This window comes from Buchnera aphidicola (Meitanaphis elongallis), assembly GCA_039830015.1.
Classification (GTDB): domain Bacteria; phylum Pseudomonadota; class Gammaproteobacteria; order Enterobacterales; family Enterobacteriaceae; genus Buchnera_B; species Buchnera_B aphidicola_AU.
In genome coordinates this window covers 24,244-44,111 of record CP140033.1, presented here as the reverse complement: position 1 = coordinate 44,111, position 19,868 = coordinate 24,244, and the positions used below count along the sequence as shown (strand labels likewise).

General features: G+C 28.1%; 9 protein-coding genes. 6 read left to right on the top strand and 3 right to left on the bottom strand.

Going from position 1 to position 19,868, the window contains the following annotated elements; all coding sequences use genetic code 11:
• Positions 1-124: 124 nt before the first annotated feature.
• The 4 genes from rpoB to U0T58_00140 all read left to right on the top strand — a co-directional run bounded on the left by rpoB (position 125) and on the right by U0T58_00140 (position 11,570).
• Positions 125-4,153 (top strand): DNA-directed RNA polymerase subunit beta, encoded by a 4,029-nt coding sequence (rpoB, locus tag U0T58_00155; GenBank protein ID XBC42330.1) that lies wholly within the window; start codon positions 125-127, stop codon positions 4,151-4,153.
• Between the two features lie 89 nt (positions 4,154-4,242).
• Positions 4,243-8,454, top strand: coding sequence for a DNA-directed RNA polymerase subunit beta' (rpoC, locus tag U0T58_00150; protein ID XBC42329.1), 4,212 nt, complete (start codon positions 4,243-4,245; stop codon positions 8,452-8,454).
• Positions 8,455-9,067: 613 nt separating this feature from the next.
• The gene (gene purH / locus U0T58_00145; protein XBC42328.1) at positions 9,068-10,630 is read left to right on the top strand and encodes a bifunctional phosphoribosylaminoimidazolecarboxamide formyltransferase/IMP cyclohydrolase; all 1,563 of its coding nucleotides are present in this window, start codon (positions 9,068-9,070) and stop codon (positions 10,628-10,630) included.
• An 88-nt stretch (positions 10,631-10,718) separates the two neighbouring features.
• Positions 10,719-11,570, top strand: coding sequence for a YicC/YloC family endoribonuclease (locus tag U0T58_00140; GenBank protein ID XBC42327.1), 852 nt, complete (start codon positions 10,719-10,721; stop codon positions 11,568-11,570).
• A 400-nt stretch (positions 11,571-11,970) separates the two neighbouring features.
• Here U0T58_00140 and metE read toward each other — a convergent pair whose 3' ends face one another.
• Together metE and U0T58_00130 are read right to left on the bottom strand one after the other, a co-directional pair.
• Positions 11,971-14,241, bottom strand: a complete 2,271-nt coding sequence (metE, locus tag U0T58_00135; GenBank protein ID XBC42326.1) for a 5-methyltetrahydropteroyltriglutamate--homocysteine S-methyltransferase — start codon at positions 14,239-14,241, stop codon at positions 11,971-11,973.
• 325 nt (positions 14,242-14,566) lie between these two features.
• Positions 14,567-15,370, bottom strand: a complete 804-nt coding sequence (locus U0T58_00130) for a Cof-type HAD-IIB family hydrolase (GenBank protein ID XBC42325.1) — start codon at positions 15,368-15,370, stop codon at positions 14,567-14,569.
• A gap of 204 nt (positions 15,371-15,574) precedes the next feature.
• On the opposite strand from U0T58_00130, the gene glmU reads away from it, so the two are divergent.
• The gene (gene glmU, locus U0T58_00125; GenBank protein ID XBC42324.1) at positions 15,575-16,927 is read left to right on the top strand and encodes a bifunctional UDP-N-acetylglucosamine diphosphorylase/glucosamine-1-phosphate N-acetyltransferase GlmU; all 1,353 of its coding nucleotides are present in this window, start codon (positions 15,575-15,577) and stop codon (positions 16,925-16,927) included.
• A gap of 57 nt (positions 16,928-16,984) precedes the next feature.
• A complete protein-coding gene (gene glmS / locus U0T58_00120; GenBank protein XBC42323.1) occupies positions 16,985-18,817 on the top strand; it encodes a glutamine--fructose-6-phosphate transaminase (isomerizing) in 1,833 nt (610 codons plus the stop codon).
• Positions 18,818-18,896: 79 nt separating this feature from the next.
• Here the strand turns inward: glmS and rpoH are convergent, their stop codons facing one another.
• On the bottom strand, positions 18,897-19,757 hold the full coding sequence (gene rpoH, locus U0T58_00115; protein ID XBC42322.1) for an RNA polymerase sigma factor RpoH: 861 nt from the start codon (positions 19,755-19,757) through the stop codon (positions 18,897-18,899).
• Between the last annotated feature and the right edge of the window lie 111 nt (positions 19,758-19,868).

The following is a 19,868-nucleotide window of genomic DNA, read 5'->3' as shown; positions in this document are numbered from 1 at the left end:
TATTTCATTATTTTTTATTTTATAAAAACATATAATAAAAAATATTTTAAAAAGATTGAAATTTGCTGCAGTTGTTTCTAATAACATAATAATAACTCAATGGACTGACTAATAAAGGAGTCCTATGATTTACTCTTACACTGAAAAAAAACGTATTCGTAAAGATTTCGGAAAACGTCCACAAGTACTCAATGTGCCATATCTACTTTCTATTCAACTTGATTCATTTCAAAAGTTCATAGAAAAAGACCCAAATGGATTACATGGATTAGAAGCAGCATTTCGTGCAATATTTCCTATTTCTAGTTACAATGGTCATGCTGAATTACAATACGTGGAATATTATCTAGGTAATGCTACTTTCGATGTAAAAGAATGTCAAATTCGTGGAACTACTTATTCAGTACCATTACGTGTAAAACTTCGTCTCATTATCTACGAGCGTGAAACATTAGAAAAAACAATTAAACATGTCAAAGAACAAGAAGTATATATGGGAGAAATTCCATTAATGACAAAAAACGGAACATTTGTAATTAATGGTACAGAAAGAGTAGTAGTATCTCAATTACATCGTAGTCCAGGAGTTTTTTTCGACAGCGATAAAGGAAAAACACATTCATCAGGAAAGGTATTATATAACGCACGCATTATTCCATATCGTGGATCATGGTTAGACTTTGAATTCGATCCAAAAGATAACTTGTTTATTCGAATTGATAGAAGACGCAAACTACCTGTAAGTATTATTTTAAGAGCACTCAGTTTTAATACAGAAGAAATTCTCAACATATTTTTTAAACATAATACTTTCAAAATGCTTCCAAAAAAAATTATCATGGAACTAATTCCAACAAGATTGCGAGGCGAAACTGCCACTTTCGATATTAATTTCAATAATAAAATTTATATAAAAAAAGGTCAGAGAATTACTGCTCGACATATTCATTTACTAAAAAAAGACAATGTTAATTCCATAGAAGTTCCCATAGAATATTTAATAGGAAAAGTGTCAGCAAAAAACTATTATGAAAAAAAGACCAAAGAAATTATCGTACATGCTAACACCGAATTAAATATCGAACTAATAAAAAAACTAAAGTTAAATAATTACTCTGAAATCAAAACAATATTCACAAATGATCTAGATCACGGACCATATATTTCCGAAACACTAAAGATAGATCCTACTTATGATCGATCCAGTGCATTAATTGAAATTTATAGAATGATGCGCCCTGGTGAACCTCCAACACGCGATGCCACAGAAACTCTATTTGAAAACTTATTTTTTTCTGAAGAAAAATATGATCTTTCGCCTGTTGGACGCATGAAATTTAACCGTTCATTATTAAGAACAAATATAGAAGGAAAAGGAGTTCTAAACAAAATAGATATTATTGATGTAATAAAAAAACTTATTGATATCAGAAATGGAAAAGGAGACGTTGATGATATTGATCATTTAGGTAACCGACGAATAAGATCAGTAGGAGAAATGGCAGAAAATCAATTTAGAATAGGACTAATACGTGTTGAAAGAGCTGTCAAAGAAAGACTTTCTCTAGGAGATTTAGACATGCTTATGCCTCAAGACATGATTAACGCCAAACCTATTTCAGCTGCTATAAAAGAATTTTTTGGATCTAGTCAATTATCTCAATTTATGGATCAAAATAATCCGTTATCAGAAATTACACATAAACGCCGTATTTCTGCACTAGGTTTAGGAGGACTGACTAGAGAAAGAGCAGGATTTGAAGTAAGAGATGTACATCCTACACATTATGGTAGAGTATGTCCTATTGAAACTCCAGAAGGGCCTAACATTGGTTTAATAAATTCTTTGTCTGTATATGCAAGAACAAATATATACGGATTTTTAGAAACACCCTATCAAAAAGTAAAAGAAGGCACTATTACAAATGAAATTGAATACCTTTCTGCTATCGAAGAAGGAAACTTTGTCATTGCACAAGCTAATACCAATCTAGATAAGAACGGACATCTAGTCGACGACTTAATAACGTGCAGACACAAGGGTGAATCTAGTCTATTTCACCCACATCAGGTTAATTATATGGACGTCTCGACTCAACAAATAGTTTCTGTAGGTGCATCTTTAATTCCATTTCTAGAACATGACGACGCAAACAGAGCTCTAATGGGTGCTAACATGCAAAGACAAGCTGTACCAACACTCATATCAGATAAACCATTAGTAGGAACTGGAATGGAACGAACTGTAGCTGTAGACTCAGGAGTAACAGAAATAGCAAAACGAGGAGGAATAATTAAATATTTAGACGCATCCAGAATAGTTATCAAAGTTAATAAAGAAGAAAGATGCTCTGGAGAAGCAGGAATAGATATCTATAATCTTACAAAATACACTAGATCTAATCAAAATACGTGTATTAATCAAATACCGTGTGTATCTTTAGGAGAAAAAGTAGAAAAAAACGACGTTTTGGCAGATGGACCGTCAACAGACTTAGGTGAATTAGCGTTAGGACAAAACATGCGTGTAGCTTTTATGCCTTGGAATGGATACAATTTTGAAGATTCCATCTTAGTATCAGAGAAAGTTGTTCAAGAAGATAGATTCACTACAATTCACATTCAAGAACTAGCCTGTATCTCTAGAGATACAAAATTAGGATCCGAAGAAATTACATCAGACATACCTAACGTAGGAGAATCTGCATTATCTAAATTAGATGAATCTGGAATTGTATACATTGGAGCTGAAGTAAATGGAGGAGATATTCTAGTTGGAAAGGTAACCCCGAAAGGCGAAACACAATTAACACCAGAAGAAAAATTGTTAAGAGCTATCTTTGGAGAAAAAGCTTCAGATGTTAAAGATTCATCTTTACGAGTTCCTAATGGAGTATCCGGTACAGTAATTGATGTACAAGTATTTACTAGAGACGGAATAGAAAAAGATAATAGAGCACTAAAAATCGAAAGTATGCAACTTCAACAAGCTGAAAAAGATTTAACAGAAGAATTTAAAATATTTGAATCAAGTTTATTTAATCAGATACAATCAGTATTACTATCATCAGGAATTAATATAAAACATCTAAATCAACTATCTAAAAAAGAGTGGTTAAAAGTTTCTATAAATAATAAAAAAAATCAAAAAAAATTAGTACAATTATCTTCTCAGTACAATAATCTTAAAAAAGAATTCAAAAAGAAATTAGAAATTAAACATAAACAAATTACTCAAGGAGATGATTTAACTCCTGGAGTACTAAAAATTGTTAAAGTTTATTTAGCAGTAAAAAGACAAATACAACCAGGCGACAAAATGGCTGGGCGTCATGGAAATAAAGGAGTGATTTCAAAAATAAATCCTATAGAAGATATGCCTTATGATCAAAATGGAGTCCCTGTAGACATTGTACTAAATCCACTAGGAGTACCATCCAGAATGAATATTGGTCAGATTTTGGAAACTCATCTAGGATTAGCATCAAAAGGAATAGGAGATAAAATCAGCCTAATGTTAAAAAACAAAGATTCTATTACAACTATTAGAAATTTTATTCAAAAAGCCTTTAATTTAGGCGAACATACTAGACAAAAGGTTGATTTAACACATTTTTCTGATGATGAAGTATTATGCTTAGCAAAAAATTTTAAAAAAGGGATGCCAATAGCAACACCTGTTTTCGATGGAGCGAGAGAAAACGAGATAAAAGAGCTATTAAAATTAGCCAATTTACCAGATTCTGGACAAATATCACTCTTTGATGGACGCACTGGAGAAAAATTTGAAAGACCAGTCACTGTAGGATATATGTACATGTTGAAACTAAACCATCTTGTTGACGATAAAATGCATGCAAGATCTACTGGATCTTATAGTTTAGTTACTCAACAACCACTAGGAGGAAAAGCTCAATTTGGAGGACAAAGATTTGGAGAAATGGAAGTATGGGCATTAGAAGCTTATGGTGCTGCCTACACTTTACAAGAAATGTTAACAGTAAAATCTGATGATGTTAACGGAAGAACTAAAATGTACAAAAATATAGTAGATGGAAACTATAAAATGGAACCAGGAATGCCTGAATCTTTTAATGTTTTGTTAAAAGAAATTAGATCATTAGGTATTAACATCGAACTAGAACATGATTAATAATACAATTATTGATACTTATTTCATCAAAATTTTTATTAATTAAATATAGTTATCTTCAAATATTTCACTTCTACGGGAACTAATTCGTGAAAGATTTATTAAAATTTTTAAAATCACAAATTAAAACTGATGAATTTGATGCAATTAAAATTGCACTCGCCTCCCCAGATATGATTCGTTCTTGGTCGTTTGGAGAAGTTAAAAAACCAGAAACTATTAATTATAGAACATTTAAACCGGAAAGAAACGGATTATTTTGTGCACGCATTTTTGGTCCAGTAAAAGACTACGAATGCTTATGTGGAAAATATAAAAGATTAAAACATCGTGGAGTAATCTGCGAAAAATGTGGTGTTGAAGTTACCCAAAGCAAAGTCAGAAGGGAACGCATGGGGCACATTGAATTAGCTTCACCTATCGCGCATATTTGGTTTTTAAAATCATTACCTTCAAGAATTGGATTATTATTAGATATGCCATTACGAGATATTGAAAGAGTTCTTTACTTTGAATCATATGTAGTAATCGAAGAAGGAATTACAAATCTTGAAAAACGTCAAATCTTAACTGAAGAACAATATTTAAATGCATTAGAAGAACATGGAAACGAATTTAATGCACAAATGGGTGCAGAAGCTATACAATCATTATTAATTAATATGAACTTAATACAAGAATGCGAAATTTTAAGACAAGAACTGAAAAATAGTAATTCTGAAACTAAACGAAAAAAATTAACAAAACGTATCAAACTATTAGAATCATTCATACAATCACATAACAAACCCGAATGGATGATATTAACTGTCTTACCTATTTTACCACCTGATCTTAGACCATTAGTTCCATTAGATGGAGGACGATTCGCTACATCAGATTTAAACGATTTATATCGTAGAGTTATTAATAGAAACAACCGATTAAAACGTTTGTTAGAACTATCAGCACCTGATATTATCATCAGAAACGAAAAAAGAATGTTACAAGAAGCAGTTGATGCATTATTAGATAATGGAAGAAGAGGAAGAGCTATAACAGGGTCAAATAAACGTCCACTTAAATCACTTTCTGACATGATTAAGGGAAAACAAGGTAGATTTAGACAAAACTTGCTAGGAAAAAGAGTAGACTATTCAGGAAGATCTGTAATTACTGTTGGACCATACTTACATCTACATCAATGTGGTTTACCTAAAAAAATGGCGTTAGAACTATTCAAACCATTTATCTATGGAAAATTAGAAATAAAAGGATTAGCTACTACAATCAAATCAGCTAAAAAAATGGTGGAACGCGAAGAACCGATCGTTTGGGATATATTAGATGATGTTATTCGAGAACATCCGGTATTGTTAAATCGAGCACCTACTTTACATCGATTAGGTATTCAAGCTTTCGAACCAGTACTAGTTGAAGGCAAAGCTATACAATTACATCCATTAGTATGTGCAGCATATAATGCAGATTTTGATGGAGATCAAATGGCAGTACACGTTCCTCTAACATTAGAAGCACAACTAGAAGCACGCTCATTAATGATGTCTATTAATAACATTCTATCACCTGCTAATGGAGAACCTATTATCGTACCTTCTCAAGACGTCGTATTAGGACTTTATTATATGACTCGAGAAAAAATTAATGTAAAAGGAGAAGGCATGATACTAAACGATCCAAAGGAAGCAGAAAGAGTATATCGAATGGGATTAGCTGAACTTCATGCTAAAGTAAAAACAAGAATATCAGAATATGTTCTTAAAGAAAACAAAACATTTGTGCAAACAAAAAAAATTGTAAACACTACTATAGGAAGAGCAATTCTATGGATGATTGTTCCAAAAGGATTACCTTTCTCTATAGTCAATCAAATATTAGGTAAGAAATCTATTTCTACTATGCTTAATATCTGCTATCGTATCTTAGGTTTAAAATCAACTGTAAATTTCGCTGATCAAATTATGTATACAGGATTCGCTTATGCTGCACGATCCGGTGCATCAGTAGGAATTGACGACATGATGATTCCAACGAAAAAAGCCGATATCATAACAGAAGCTGAAATTGAAGTAGCTGAAATACAAGATCAATTTCAATCAGGACTTGTCACTTCTGGAGAAAGATATAACAAAGTTATTGACATTTGGGCAGCAGCTAACGAACGTGTTGCAAAAGCAATGATGAAAAATTTATCTACAGAATCTGTGATTAACAAAAAAGGAAAAGTAGTACAACAAATTTCTTTTAACAATATCTTTATGATGGCGGATTCTGGTGCAAGAGGATCAACAGCTCAAATTAGACAATTAGCTGGAATGAGAGGATTAATGGCAAAACCAGACGGTTCCATTATTGAAACACCTATTACAGCAAATTTTAGAGAAGGATTAAATGTATTACAATATTTTATTTCTACTCATGGTGCAAGAAAAGGATTAGCTGACACTGCTTTAAAAACTGCAAACTCAGGATATTTAACTCGTCGTTTAGTTGACGTCGCTCAAGACCTAGTAGTTACTGAAGATGATTGCAATACACATGAAGGTATTATTATGACTGCTGTCATAGAAGGAGGAGATATTAAAGAACCATTAAGAGAAAAAGTTTTAGGTCGTGTTACAGCAAATAACATTTTAGAATCTTATTCTACTAATATATTAATACCTAGAAACACGCTACTAAATGAAAAATGGTGTGATACTTTAGAAAAATATTCTATAGATAGTGTGAGGGTAAGATCAGTAGTAAATTGTGAAACAAATTTTGGTGTTTGTGCTCAGTGTTATGGAAGAGATTTAGCTAGAGGAAAAATAGTTGAAAAAGGTGAAGCAATTGGAGTAATTGCTGCACAATCTATTGGAGAACCAGGCACACAACTTACAATGCGTACTTTTCATATTGGAGGTGCTGCTTCAAGAATAGCTACAGAATCTAATATACAAGTTAAAAATTTTGGAATAATAAAACTCAATAATGCTAAATCCGTAATTAACTCTGAAGGAAAAATAATAATTACTTCACGTAATGTTGAATTAAAAATTATTGATGAAGTTAAAAGAACAAAAGAAAGTTATAAAGTGCCATACGGTTCTATAATAGCTAAACAAAACAAAGAAAAGGTACAACCAGGAGAAATAGTAGCGAAATGGGATCCCCATACTATTCCAGTAATTTCTGAAGTAAACGGATATATTAAATTCATTGACATGATCGACGGACAAAGTATTACTAGACAAACCGATGAACTAACAGGTCTAACATCTATAGTAATACTTGATACATCAGAACGAACAACACTGGGAAAAGATTTAAGACCATCGTTAAAAATTATTAATGCTGATAATACTGATGTTTTAATTACTGATACCGATATGCCAGCACAATATTTCTTACCAGGAAAGGCTATAGTACAAGTTGAAAATAATGCTCAAATTAGATCAGGAGACACTTTAGCTAGGATACCTCAAGAATCAGGAGGAACTAAAGATATTACTGGAGGATTACCACGAGTAGCAGACCTTTTCGAAGCACGTCGTCCTAAAGAACTAGCCATTTTAGCTGAAATTAGTGGTTTTATTTCTTTCGGAAAAAATACTAAAGGAAAAAGAAGATTAATTATTACACCATATGACGGAAATAATCCTTACGAGGAAATGATTCCAAAATGGAGACAATTAAACGTATTTGAAGGAGAAAGAGTAGAAAAAGGTGACATTATATCTGATGGACCAGAATCACCTCATGACATTTTAAGATTAAGAGGAATTCAAGCTGTAACAAAATACATTGTAAACGAAGTACAAGAAGTATATCGTCTTCAAGGAGTTAAAATCAATGATAAACATATTGAAGTTATAATCAGACAAATGTTACGAAAAGCTACAATTATTCAATCTGGAAATTCAGAATTTTTAAATGGAGAACAAGTAGAATATTCTCGAATAAAGATATCAAATCAAAAACTTCAAGATAAAAGAAAAACATTAGCAACATTTTCTAGAGATTTATTAGGTATTACCAAAGCTTCTCTTGCAACAGAATCATTTATATCTGCAGCCTCTTTTCAAGAAACAACAAGAGTATTAACTGAATCAGCAGTAGCAGGAAAAAAAGACGAACTAAGAGGACTAAAAGAAAATGTTATTGTAGGACGTTTAATTCCTGCAGGAACAGGATATGCTTATCATAAGAAACGGTTGAATCATCGTCGAAAAGAAAATATAAATTCTAATTTGTCACCTTCTATTAGCGCAGAAGAAGCATCTGCTAATTTATCAGAATTGTTAAATTCTACTTTATGAATTTTAATAAAAAACAAACATTTACTGTGTATTTAAATGTTTGTTTTTTATATTTATTTTATAAAAAACAAATTAATTCAAATTACAATCAATATTTTCATGTAAAACATATTAAACATATTATAAAAAGTTACTTGATATAATCTTTTTTCAAATTAAAAAATCACAAATTTCACACCATTATTAAAACATTTATTTGAATTATTAGAACTACTACTAAATTTATGCTTCATATAAAACATATATAATTTAAAAAAACAAAATTCAAAATTTAGAGAACTTAAACATATTATTAATTGATATCGATTAACTAACAACATAATAATGATTTTTAAAATTAACTATTTAACTGTTTAAAAGCTATTATTATAAATAAAATGTACCATTAATTATTAATTAGAAAAACATTACAATTCAGACAAAAATATAAACACTAATTATAATTATATCAACCATACATACTATAACACTAAAATAGTACAAAATGTTTCAATATAATAATTAATATACAAAATACATAAAATACTAACATTTATATTAATACGTTCTCAAAAATAATAAAGTTACATTTTAATATAAATTCATATCAATAAAATTGTAATAAACATAAAATATGAAAAAAAATACAATAATACGAAATGCGTTAATCAGTGTCTTTGATAAAACTGGAATTATAGAATTTGCTAGGAAACTTACTCAAAAGAAAATCAATTTATTTTCTACATCTGGAACTAGAAAAGCATTAAAAAATGCAGGAATAAAATCAACCAATATTTCTAAATATACTAATTTTCCTGAAATCATGTGCGGAAGAGTTAAAACACTCCATCATAAAATATATGCTGGAATACTAGCACGCCCAGAACAAGATCAAGATACATTAAACAAATATCAAATAGTTCAAATGGATTTAGTTGTAATAAATTTTTATCCATTTGTTCAAATGTTAAATAAGAAAAACACAAATTTTGATGACATACTTGAATTTATTGATATCGGAGGGCCAACTATAGTTCGAGCTTCTGCAAAAAACTACAACCACGTTACTATTGCAACTAATAACAATGATTATTGTAACATTCTTAAAGAACTAAATAAAAACAATAATCAAATTTCACACAAAACACGTATAAAATTAGCTTATACTGCTCTTCAATATGTCTTTAATTACGATTATAGTATAGTAGAACATTTTTCAAACCTAAATAACAAAAATTCTTCTTCTAATACTTTTCCTAATTATTTAAATTACATATTTAAAAAAAAGCAAGATCTAGCATATGGAGAAAATAAACATCAACAAGCAGGATTGTACACAAATTTATCTTATAATTATAATGTTATCCAAATGCAAGGAAAAACTTTATCTTATAATAATATGTCTGATGTTGACATAGCTATATCTTGCGTTCAAGAATTTAAAGATCCAGCCTGCGCAATAATAAAACATGGAAACCCATGTGGAGTAGCGATTTCAAATAATGATCTTTCTGCCTATTTATCTGCTTACGAGTCAGATCCTATCTCATCATTTGGGGGAATAATTGCTTTTAATAGTACGATACATAAAAAAACAGCAGAAACTATAGTAAATCAACAATTTGTAGAACTAATTGCAATTCCAGATATCACTGATTCAGCACTAAATATATTTTCTAAAAAGAAAAATATAAGAATATTAAAATATTGCGATAAATATCAAAAAGTAAACAAGTTAGACATAAAATCAATAAATACAGCATTCTTATTACAAACCAATTCTTATAATGACATAAATCATAAAGATTGGAAAATAGTTAGTAACAAGCAACCAACGCAAAAAGAGATATATGATGCTACATTTGCCTTAAAAATTGTCAAATATCTAAAATCTAATGCTATAGTATGCGTTCGAGACTTAAAAACAATAAGCATTGGAGCAGGACAAACTAGTCGTATTGATGCCATTAAAGTTGCAGTAATGAAAGCCAAAGATAAAAAGATAAACCTGAAAAAATCTATTGTTGCATCTGACGCTTTTTTTCCATTTAAAGATAGTATTGACGTCCTTGCTACACAAGGAACTTCTTGCATTATTCAGCCTGGAGGATCTATAAGAGATAAAGAAATAATTTCGTCTGTTAACAAACATAATATTTCTATGATTTTTTCAAACAAAAGATATTTTAAACACTAAAAAACTATCAATTTAGATGATACATTTATATATAAAAAGATCTTTGTTAACACTAAGATTTAAAGAGGTTTAAGTTATGATTTATAGCATGACAGGCTATGCAAAAGAAAAAATTAACAGAGCATGGGGTAGCGCCATTTTTGAGATTCGTTCATTTAATCATCGTTATTTAGAAATTAATCTTAGGTTATCAGAAGAATTTAGAGAACTAGAACCATGGATCCGTCAACATATTAGATCTAATTTGAACCGAGGGAAAATAGAATGCAATTTACAATTTGAATCTAATAAATATGCGATTCCAAACAAATCTATTAATACCACTTTAGTAAAACAATTAGTAAAACATATTAAATATATTAAATTAAATGTACCAAATGGAATAATAAACATAATTGATTTATTAAACTGGCCAGGAGTAATAAATTCAAAAAATGATAATATAGACCAAATTTCTTCTGAATTACCGGGATTATTAAAAAAAACTATAAAAAGATTATTAAATTTTAGAAAAAATGAAGGAATTAATCTTAAAAAATTAATAGAAACAAAATTGTTTTTCATACAAAACAATGTAAAAACTATAAAAAACAATATAACTCAAATTATAAAATGGCAAAAACAAAAGATCTCAGACAAAATAGAAGAACTAAAAATAGACATTGATCCAAATAGACTAAATCAAGAATTATTTTTTATAATACAAAAGACCGATATTTCAGAAGAACTAGACAGAATCGAGATACATGTTTTAAAAACTTTTTCTATACTAGAAAATAAAGAACCAATTGGAAGAAAACTAGATTTTATTATGCAAGAATTAAATCGAGAAATTAATACGTTATCTTCTAAATCTTCACATTTTGATATTCATTCTTCTGTAATAGAAATCAAAGTATTAATCGAACAAATTAGAGAACAAAGCCAAAATATTGAATAAACTTGTAACACTTTATACTAATATAAATAATTCAATATTATTTTCAATAAAACAACAACCCTAAAATATAATCATGTTATTCACTTCCTTTATTTAGCATCATTATATAATTATTAAAATCGACTTTAAAATTGTATGCGTTTTATTAAACTTATAAAATAAGTTCAAAAAATCAATTCAAACAAAAATTAAGACATAAACTACTAATTAAACATAATTTTCAATAAAAAATTAAAAATAAATATTGTAGTAAATAATGTTAATTGTACAAATAATAGTCACGTGTCAAAACAACTAAAAATAAAAAAGTTATATTTTTAAAATCATAAAATTAAAATAAACCAATATGATTAAAAAAACGATGTTTAGCAACAACATCGTTTTTTTAATCATATGAATTCTAACTATAATCTTTTCTAATAATCTTTGCTGCTTTAACCATATTCTTTAATGCTAGTTTAGTAACTTCCCAATTTCTAGTTTTTAACCCACAATCAGGATTAATCCACAATCTCTGTATTGGAATATGATTTATAGCTTTTCTTAATAACGAAATCATCCATTGTACATTAGGTACATTAGGTGAATGAACATCATATACACCTGGACCAATCTCATTAGGATACTCAAAATTTTTAAAAAATTCCAATAATTCCATATCAGAACGTGATGTTTCAATAGTAATGACATCTACATCCAATAAAACAATAGCATCCATGATATCATTAAATTCACAATAACACATATGCGTATGAATTTGTGTATCATCCCTTACACCAGAATAAGTTAATCGAAAAGACTCAATTGCCCAAGAAAAATACTGATTCCATAAACTACGACGTAATGGTAAACCTTCTCTTAAAGCTGGTTCGTCAATCTGAATAATACCGATTCCTTGACTTTCCAATTCTAATACTTCATCACGTAAAGATAACGCTATTTGTTTTGCTATATCTTCTTTAGACAAATCTTCTCTTAAAAAAGACCAACATAAAATAGTTATAGGACCAGTTAACATGCCTTTTACTGGTTTTTTGGTTAAAGATTGTGCATATGTAATCCATTCCACAGTAATCGATTTAGAACGGCTAATATCTCCGATAATAATAGGTGGTTTCACACATCTTGATCCATAACTTTGAACCCAACCGTTTTCGGTAAACGCGAAACCATTTAAATTTTCACCAAAATACTCTACCATATCATTTCTTTCAAATTCACCGTGTACTAAAACGTCGAGATCTAAATTTTCTTGAATAGTAATAGCTAACGATATATGTTTACGTAACTCATTCTGATATTCTTTATGACCTATCTTCCCTGTTTTAAAATTAAATCGTAACTGTCTTATTTCTTCTGTTTGTGGAAAAGAACCTATAGTAGTAGTTGGAAGAACAGGCAAATTTAGCTTTATTTTCTGATGTTTATTCCTAACAGAATATACGCTTTTCCTCTTATTATCATATTGCGATAATTCATTAACTCTAGCTTGTACTAAAATATTATTCACTAAACGTGAATTACTGCGAGCATAAATTGGCTCACTCCATGTTTTTATTTCATCTATAATATTATTATTTAATGCATTTCTTAACAAAAATAATTCTTTACATTTTTGTAAAGAAAAAGAAAACCAATCCTTAATTTCTAAATTTAAAGAACTTTCATACTCAAGATCAATAGGAGAATGTAATAATGAACAAGAAGAAGATATCCATACTTCTTTTCTAAACATTAAAAATGACTTTAATTTTACAAACCATTGTACTAAATCTGTACGCCAAATATTTCTTCCATTTATTACACCTAAAGATACTAACCACTCTTCAGGAATTTGAGAATTCAACAAAGATAAATTACACTTTCCAGATATTAAATCTACATGTAAACCCTGTACAGGTAACTTACATATTATATCTAAATTATGATTAATACTTCCAAAATAAGTAGTTAACAATATTTTACTATAACCTAATAAACTTTCATAAACAGAATAAAAAGATCTTTTCCATTTTTCTGGTAATTCTAATGCTAAAATAGGTTCATCAATTTGAACCCACATAATATTTTTCTTTTTAAGCTTCAATAAAAGTACCTGATAAACTGGAATAATTTTTTTTAGTAAATTTAATTTATCAAAATAAGAACCTTTTATTTTTCCTAACCATAAATAAGTTAATGGTCCCAAAATTACAGGTTTAACATTATCATATAATAATAAAGCTTCATCGACTTCTTCTAGTAATTGCATCCAAGATAAATTAAATTCTGTATCTTTTACAAACTCAGGAACTATATAATGATAATTAGTATCAAACCATTTTGTCATATCTGACGCGAGTATTAAGTCTTGATTAACAGAACATCCGCGAGCGACGCGAAATAAAGTGTTTAAATCAAAAATACCATTTTTATTTTTGTGTCTTTTCGGTACATTTCCTAACAACATAGTCATTCCTAAAACATGATCATACCAAGCAAAATCACCTACAGGAATGAAATCAATACCAGCTTGCTTTTGCTGATCCCAATGACGACGCCTTAACATTTTTCCAACTGATAATAACTCGTCTTCAGAAATCTTTCCAGACCAATAATTTTCTTGTGCAATTTTTAATTCACGTTTTATACCAATTCTAGGAAAACCTAGTGTATGACTCATGACATTCATATAATGACTAACCCCTATACACATGTTCAAAATACCACGAAATTAAAATACCATTCAAAACAATAATTTGTAACTTATATAAACATCCAAAGTATATTAAAACGTTAAAAATAAAAATTTTAAAATATTAATATTCTAAGTTTAATGGTATTAATGTACATATAATCAATGTCAATTGATAAAATTAAGATCTGTTAATTTATCAAATAAGACAAAATATTTTAATAAATTCAAAACTTTTGCAAAATTAAAAATTTACTATAAATTATCTACTATTAATTAAAACTAATAAAGCTCAATGTACGAATATTACTTGTATATCCAATTAGTTTAAAAACAATTTATGTAAATAACAAGCTACTCCATCTTCTGCATTACTGCCAATAGTTTCAATGTGAGGAAGACATCTTTTTAAAATAGAACATCCATTTTTTACGATGCATCCTTTTCCAGAAATTTCTAACATATCCTTATCATTCATTCCATCTCCAAAAGATAAACAATTTTCCAATGAAAATCCTAATAAACTAGATACTAATTTTAGACCGTGTCCTTTAGAAGCTTTGTAACCTGTCACTTCTAAACAAGAAGAACAAGAAAAATTAACATTTACTAAATTTTTAAATTGACAATTAATATAATTTTCTAAAAGAAACAATTTTTTGAAATTATTACTTGTAAAAAATATTTTACTAATGTTTTGATGTTGCAAATATTTGTAATTAAATAATTTATATTTAAAATCTAATGATAAAAAAAATTTCGAACTATTATTATAATTACTATTTATATACCAATTATTATGAGAATATAATTGAACTAATACATCTTTATCCAAGGATAATATTTGAATTAGCTTTAATACAATTTTTTTATCAAGATCGCAACTATATACTAATTTATCATTAAAATCATAAATTCTTGCCCCATTCGAAGTAATAAGACAAGCTGAAACACCCAAATTTTCTCTAATTTTATATGCTTCGGAATAATGTCTACCTGTTGCTATTACAAAATAAATTCCTTTTTTAACTAACGTTTGAATCACATTTTTTGTATACTCAGTCAAATGATATTCTGGAGATAATAATGTTCCGTCTAAATCAGATGAAATAATATGATAATACATAGTATCCTTAATGTATACTAATTGCTAATAAAACAAATATTTTAAAGCTTATAGTTAAAACAACTAATTAAAATATATTTATGAAAATAAGATTAAATTAAACTATTCTATAACTGTTAAATACTACTAATTATATATTTCAAAAAATTTGTAATTAATTTATATAATAAACGAAAAAATCTTAAACTAGGAATAAATATACAAATGTTAGCTACAAATCTAAACATTATTATTCTTGCTGCTGGAAAAGGTAAAAGAATGCATTCTACTTATCCAAAAATACTGCATTTACTAGGAGGAAAACCCATCTTGCAGCATGTTATAGATTTATCAAAATCTATTAATTCAAAAAATATTTACTTAATTTATAATTATCAATACAAACTATTTAGATCTATTATTACAGATCCTGACCTAATATGGATAAAACAGAAAAAATTATTAGGTACTGGAAATGCTATTTATCAAATAATAAATATTTTAAAAAATAATGAAAATTATCTGATTCTATATGGGGATATGCCTTTAATATCCAATCAATCTATAAAAAACTTAATACTTTCTAAAAGAAAATCATCAATTAGTTTGTTAACAGCAAAAGTAAGAAATCCAGAAAGTTATGGAAGAATTATCAGAAAAAAAGAAAAAATTAAGAAAATAGTAGAACATATAGATGCTACCAAAAAACAACTAAAAATTCACGAAATTAATTCTGGAATTTTTATTACTACTGGAAAAAATTTAAAAAATTGGACAAAAAAAATAAGTAATAAGAACAAAAAAAAAGAATATTACATTACAGATATTATTTACCTAGCTTATAAAGATAAGCATACAATACATGCTGTACATCCTACCAATAACAATGAAATACAAGGTATAAATAATAAACTTCAATTATCCAGAGCAGAAAAATTATACCAAAAAAAAAGAACCAATCATTTATTATTGTCCGGTGTTACAATTCACAATCCATCAAACTTTAACATTCGAGGTACATTAAAACATGGAAAAAACGTAGAAATTGATAATGGTGTTATCTTAGAAGGAACTATCAAGTTTGGTCATTCTGTTAAAATTGGACCAGGTTGTATCATTAAAAATAGCACAATTGGAAACAATTGTTACATTAAAGCATACACAATCATTGAAGAAACAATTATTGCTAATAATTGTATCATTGGTCCTTTTTCTAATCTAAGAAATGGAACTGTATTAAAAAATAACACTAAAATAGGAAATTTCGTCGAAGTTAAAGAAAGTATTATAGAATATGCATCTAAAATTAAGCATCTAAGTTATTTGGGTAATTCTAACATTGGGAAAAAAGTTAATATAGGGGCAGGAACTATTTTTTGTAATTATGACGGAAAAAATAAATTTAATACTACCATAGGAAACAACGTTTTTATTGGATCAAATTGTCAAATTATCGCACCTATTACCATTACAAATGATACTATTATCGCAGCAGGTACTACAGTTATGAAAAATGTTAATAAACCTAGTTTAGTTTATAATAAAAAACAAGAAATACAAAAAAAAATGAAATATTAAAATAAAAAAATTATTTTAAAAAAATAAAATATATAATTTTTTATTATAGGATAAAACATGTGTGGAATCATTGCTATAATTGCTCAAAAAAATGTAATAAATACATTAAAAAAAGGAATGATAAAATTAGAATATAGAGGATACGATTCTTCAGGAATGGCGATCATAAATAAAAAAAATAAAATTATACGATATCGAGCCAAAGGAAAAGTAAATAATCTAATAAACATTATAGAAAAAGTCAACTTATCTGGAAAAATAGGCATAGCACATACTAGATGGGCAACCCACGGAAAAGCATCGATAAAAAACGCGCATCCTCATATATCTGAAAACATTTCTATTGTACACAATGGAATTATTGAAAACTACAAAGAAATTAAAAAATATTTAGAAAAAAAAGGATATCAATTTTTTTCCGATACTGATACAGAGGCTATCGCACATCTAATTCATTTCACTCAAATTAAAAATTGCTACAAAAATTTTTTACAAATCATCCAAAGCGTTATTAAAAAGCTAAAAGGAAACTATAGTATGGTAATTATGGATGCAAATAATCCAAACATATTATTAGCAGTACGTTCAAAAAGTCCATTAATACTAGGAATAGGACAACAAGAAAATTATATTGCTTCCGATCAATTAGCATTAATTAACATTACAAAACGTTTTATATATTTACATGAAGGCGATATTGCAATATTAACACATTATAGTATTAATATTTTAAATAAAGATGGAATATTTATAAAAAGAAAAGAAACATGCATACAACTTAGTGAAAACGTTACCAATAAAGAACCATTCAAACATTATATGAAAAAAGAAATATACGAACAACCTACCTCAATTCGTAATACTCTTATAAATAGATTAAATAAAAATAAAACAATTTGTTTTTCTGAATTAGATACTAAAGCTAAAAAATTACTATTAAAAACAGAACATATCCATATTATAGCCTGTGGAACATCCTATCATGCAGGGTTAGTATCAAAATATTGGTTTGAATCACTAGCTACAATATCATGCGATGTAGAAATTGCTTCAGAATTTTGTTACAGAAAGTTTGTAGTTAGAAAAAATAGTTTACTATTAATACTTTCGCAATCTGGAGAAACCGCTGATAACTTAACTGCTCTGAGAATTTCAAAACATTTTGGATATTTAGGATCATTAGTAATATGTAATTCACAAAGTTCATCTTTAGTACATGAATCCGATTTTTCATTATTAACTTATGCAGGAATAGAAATAAGCGTAGCTTCCACCAAATCCTTTACTACTCAATTAACTATATTACTTATGTTAGTAGCTAGATTCATTCATTTAAAAAAAGATGATTCAAAATTAGAAAAAAAAATAGTTAATACATTAAACGTTCTTCCAAGTAGAATTGAAGAAGTATTAGCATGCAAACACATAATTTATTCTTTAGCCAAAAAAATATCTAACAAAGAAAACATTATATTTTTAGGAAAAGGAGAACAATATCCTATTGCAATGGAAGGAGCTTTAAAAATAAAAGAAACGTCGTATATTCATGCAGAAGGATATCCCATTGGAGAAATGAAACATGGCCCTCTAGCATTAGTTGACTCAAAAGTTCCAATTGTTATAATTGCTCCTAACAATCACTTATTAGAAAAAATAAAACTAAATATAGAAGAAATTTATGCTAGAAGAGGGCTAGTTTATATTTTTACAGATCCGTTCACTCAGTTTAATAAAAGTAGTAATATTATACGACTACCTTATATAGAAGATTTAATATCACCAATTTTTTATTCAGTACCACTACAACTTTTAGCATATTACATTGCTTTAATAAAAGGAAAAAATATAGATCAGCCCAGAAATCTAGCAAAATCAGTAACAGTGGAATAAAAAATTAAGTAATAGATTTGAAAGGAAAAAATATGAAAAAGATCTAAAAATTTAACTTAACGTATTAATTTTACTTACGTCACGTCTCTATAGCAATACGCAATTTTTTCATTGCACTTTTTTCTAGTTGACGAACTCTTTCGGCTGATATTCCATAACTGTTCGCAATAGCTTGTAAAGTAATTTTATTGCTATCATCTAACCATCTTACATTAATAATATGACGACTTCTCTCATCTAATCTTAAAAGAGCATTATTTAACTTGTCAGTAGCATGTATTTCCCAATTATTTTCTTCAACTTCGTTAGCAAAATTCGATAAGTCATCTTGCAAATACGGTGTAATATTTATAAATTTTTCTTTTTCTAAATCTTTCCTTGTAATGGGGTGCAAAGCTATATCTTGAGCAGACATACGAGATTCCATTTCTCTAACATCTTTACTTTTTACACCTAATTCACGTGCAACTAGTTCCAACTCATCATCATTAAACCAACCTAATTTTTTTTTAGCTTTACGAAGATTAAAAAACAACTTTCTTTGCGATTTAGTAGTGGCTACTTTTACAATGCGCCAATTTCTCAATACATATTCGTGAATTTCAGACTTTATCCAATGCACAGCAAAAGATACCAATCGAACTCCTATTTCTGGATTAAAACGACGAACAGCCTTCATCAACCCAATATTACCTTCTTGAATCAAATCAGATTGTAATAACCCATAACCAGAATAATTTCTTGCAATATGAATTACAAATCTTAAATGAGATAAAATCAATATTTTAGCCGCTTCTAAATCACCTTGATAACATAATTTTTTAAAAAGAGATTGTTCTTCTTTCAAAGACAACATCGGCCAAGAATTAGCTACTCTAATATATGCTTCTAAATTTCCTAATGAAACAACCGTGGTTAACATTTTCATATTCTTAGTCATATATAATCCAAAATACTAAAAATATAACTTATTATATAATATTATTAATATAATATGTTAAAATTAAAATAATTAAACTTACATTTAATATTATACTATTTTTAAAAGTTT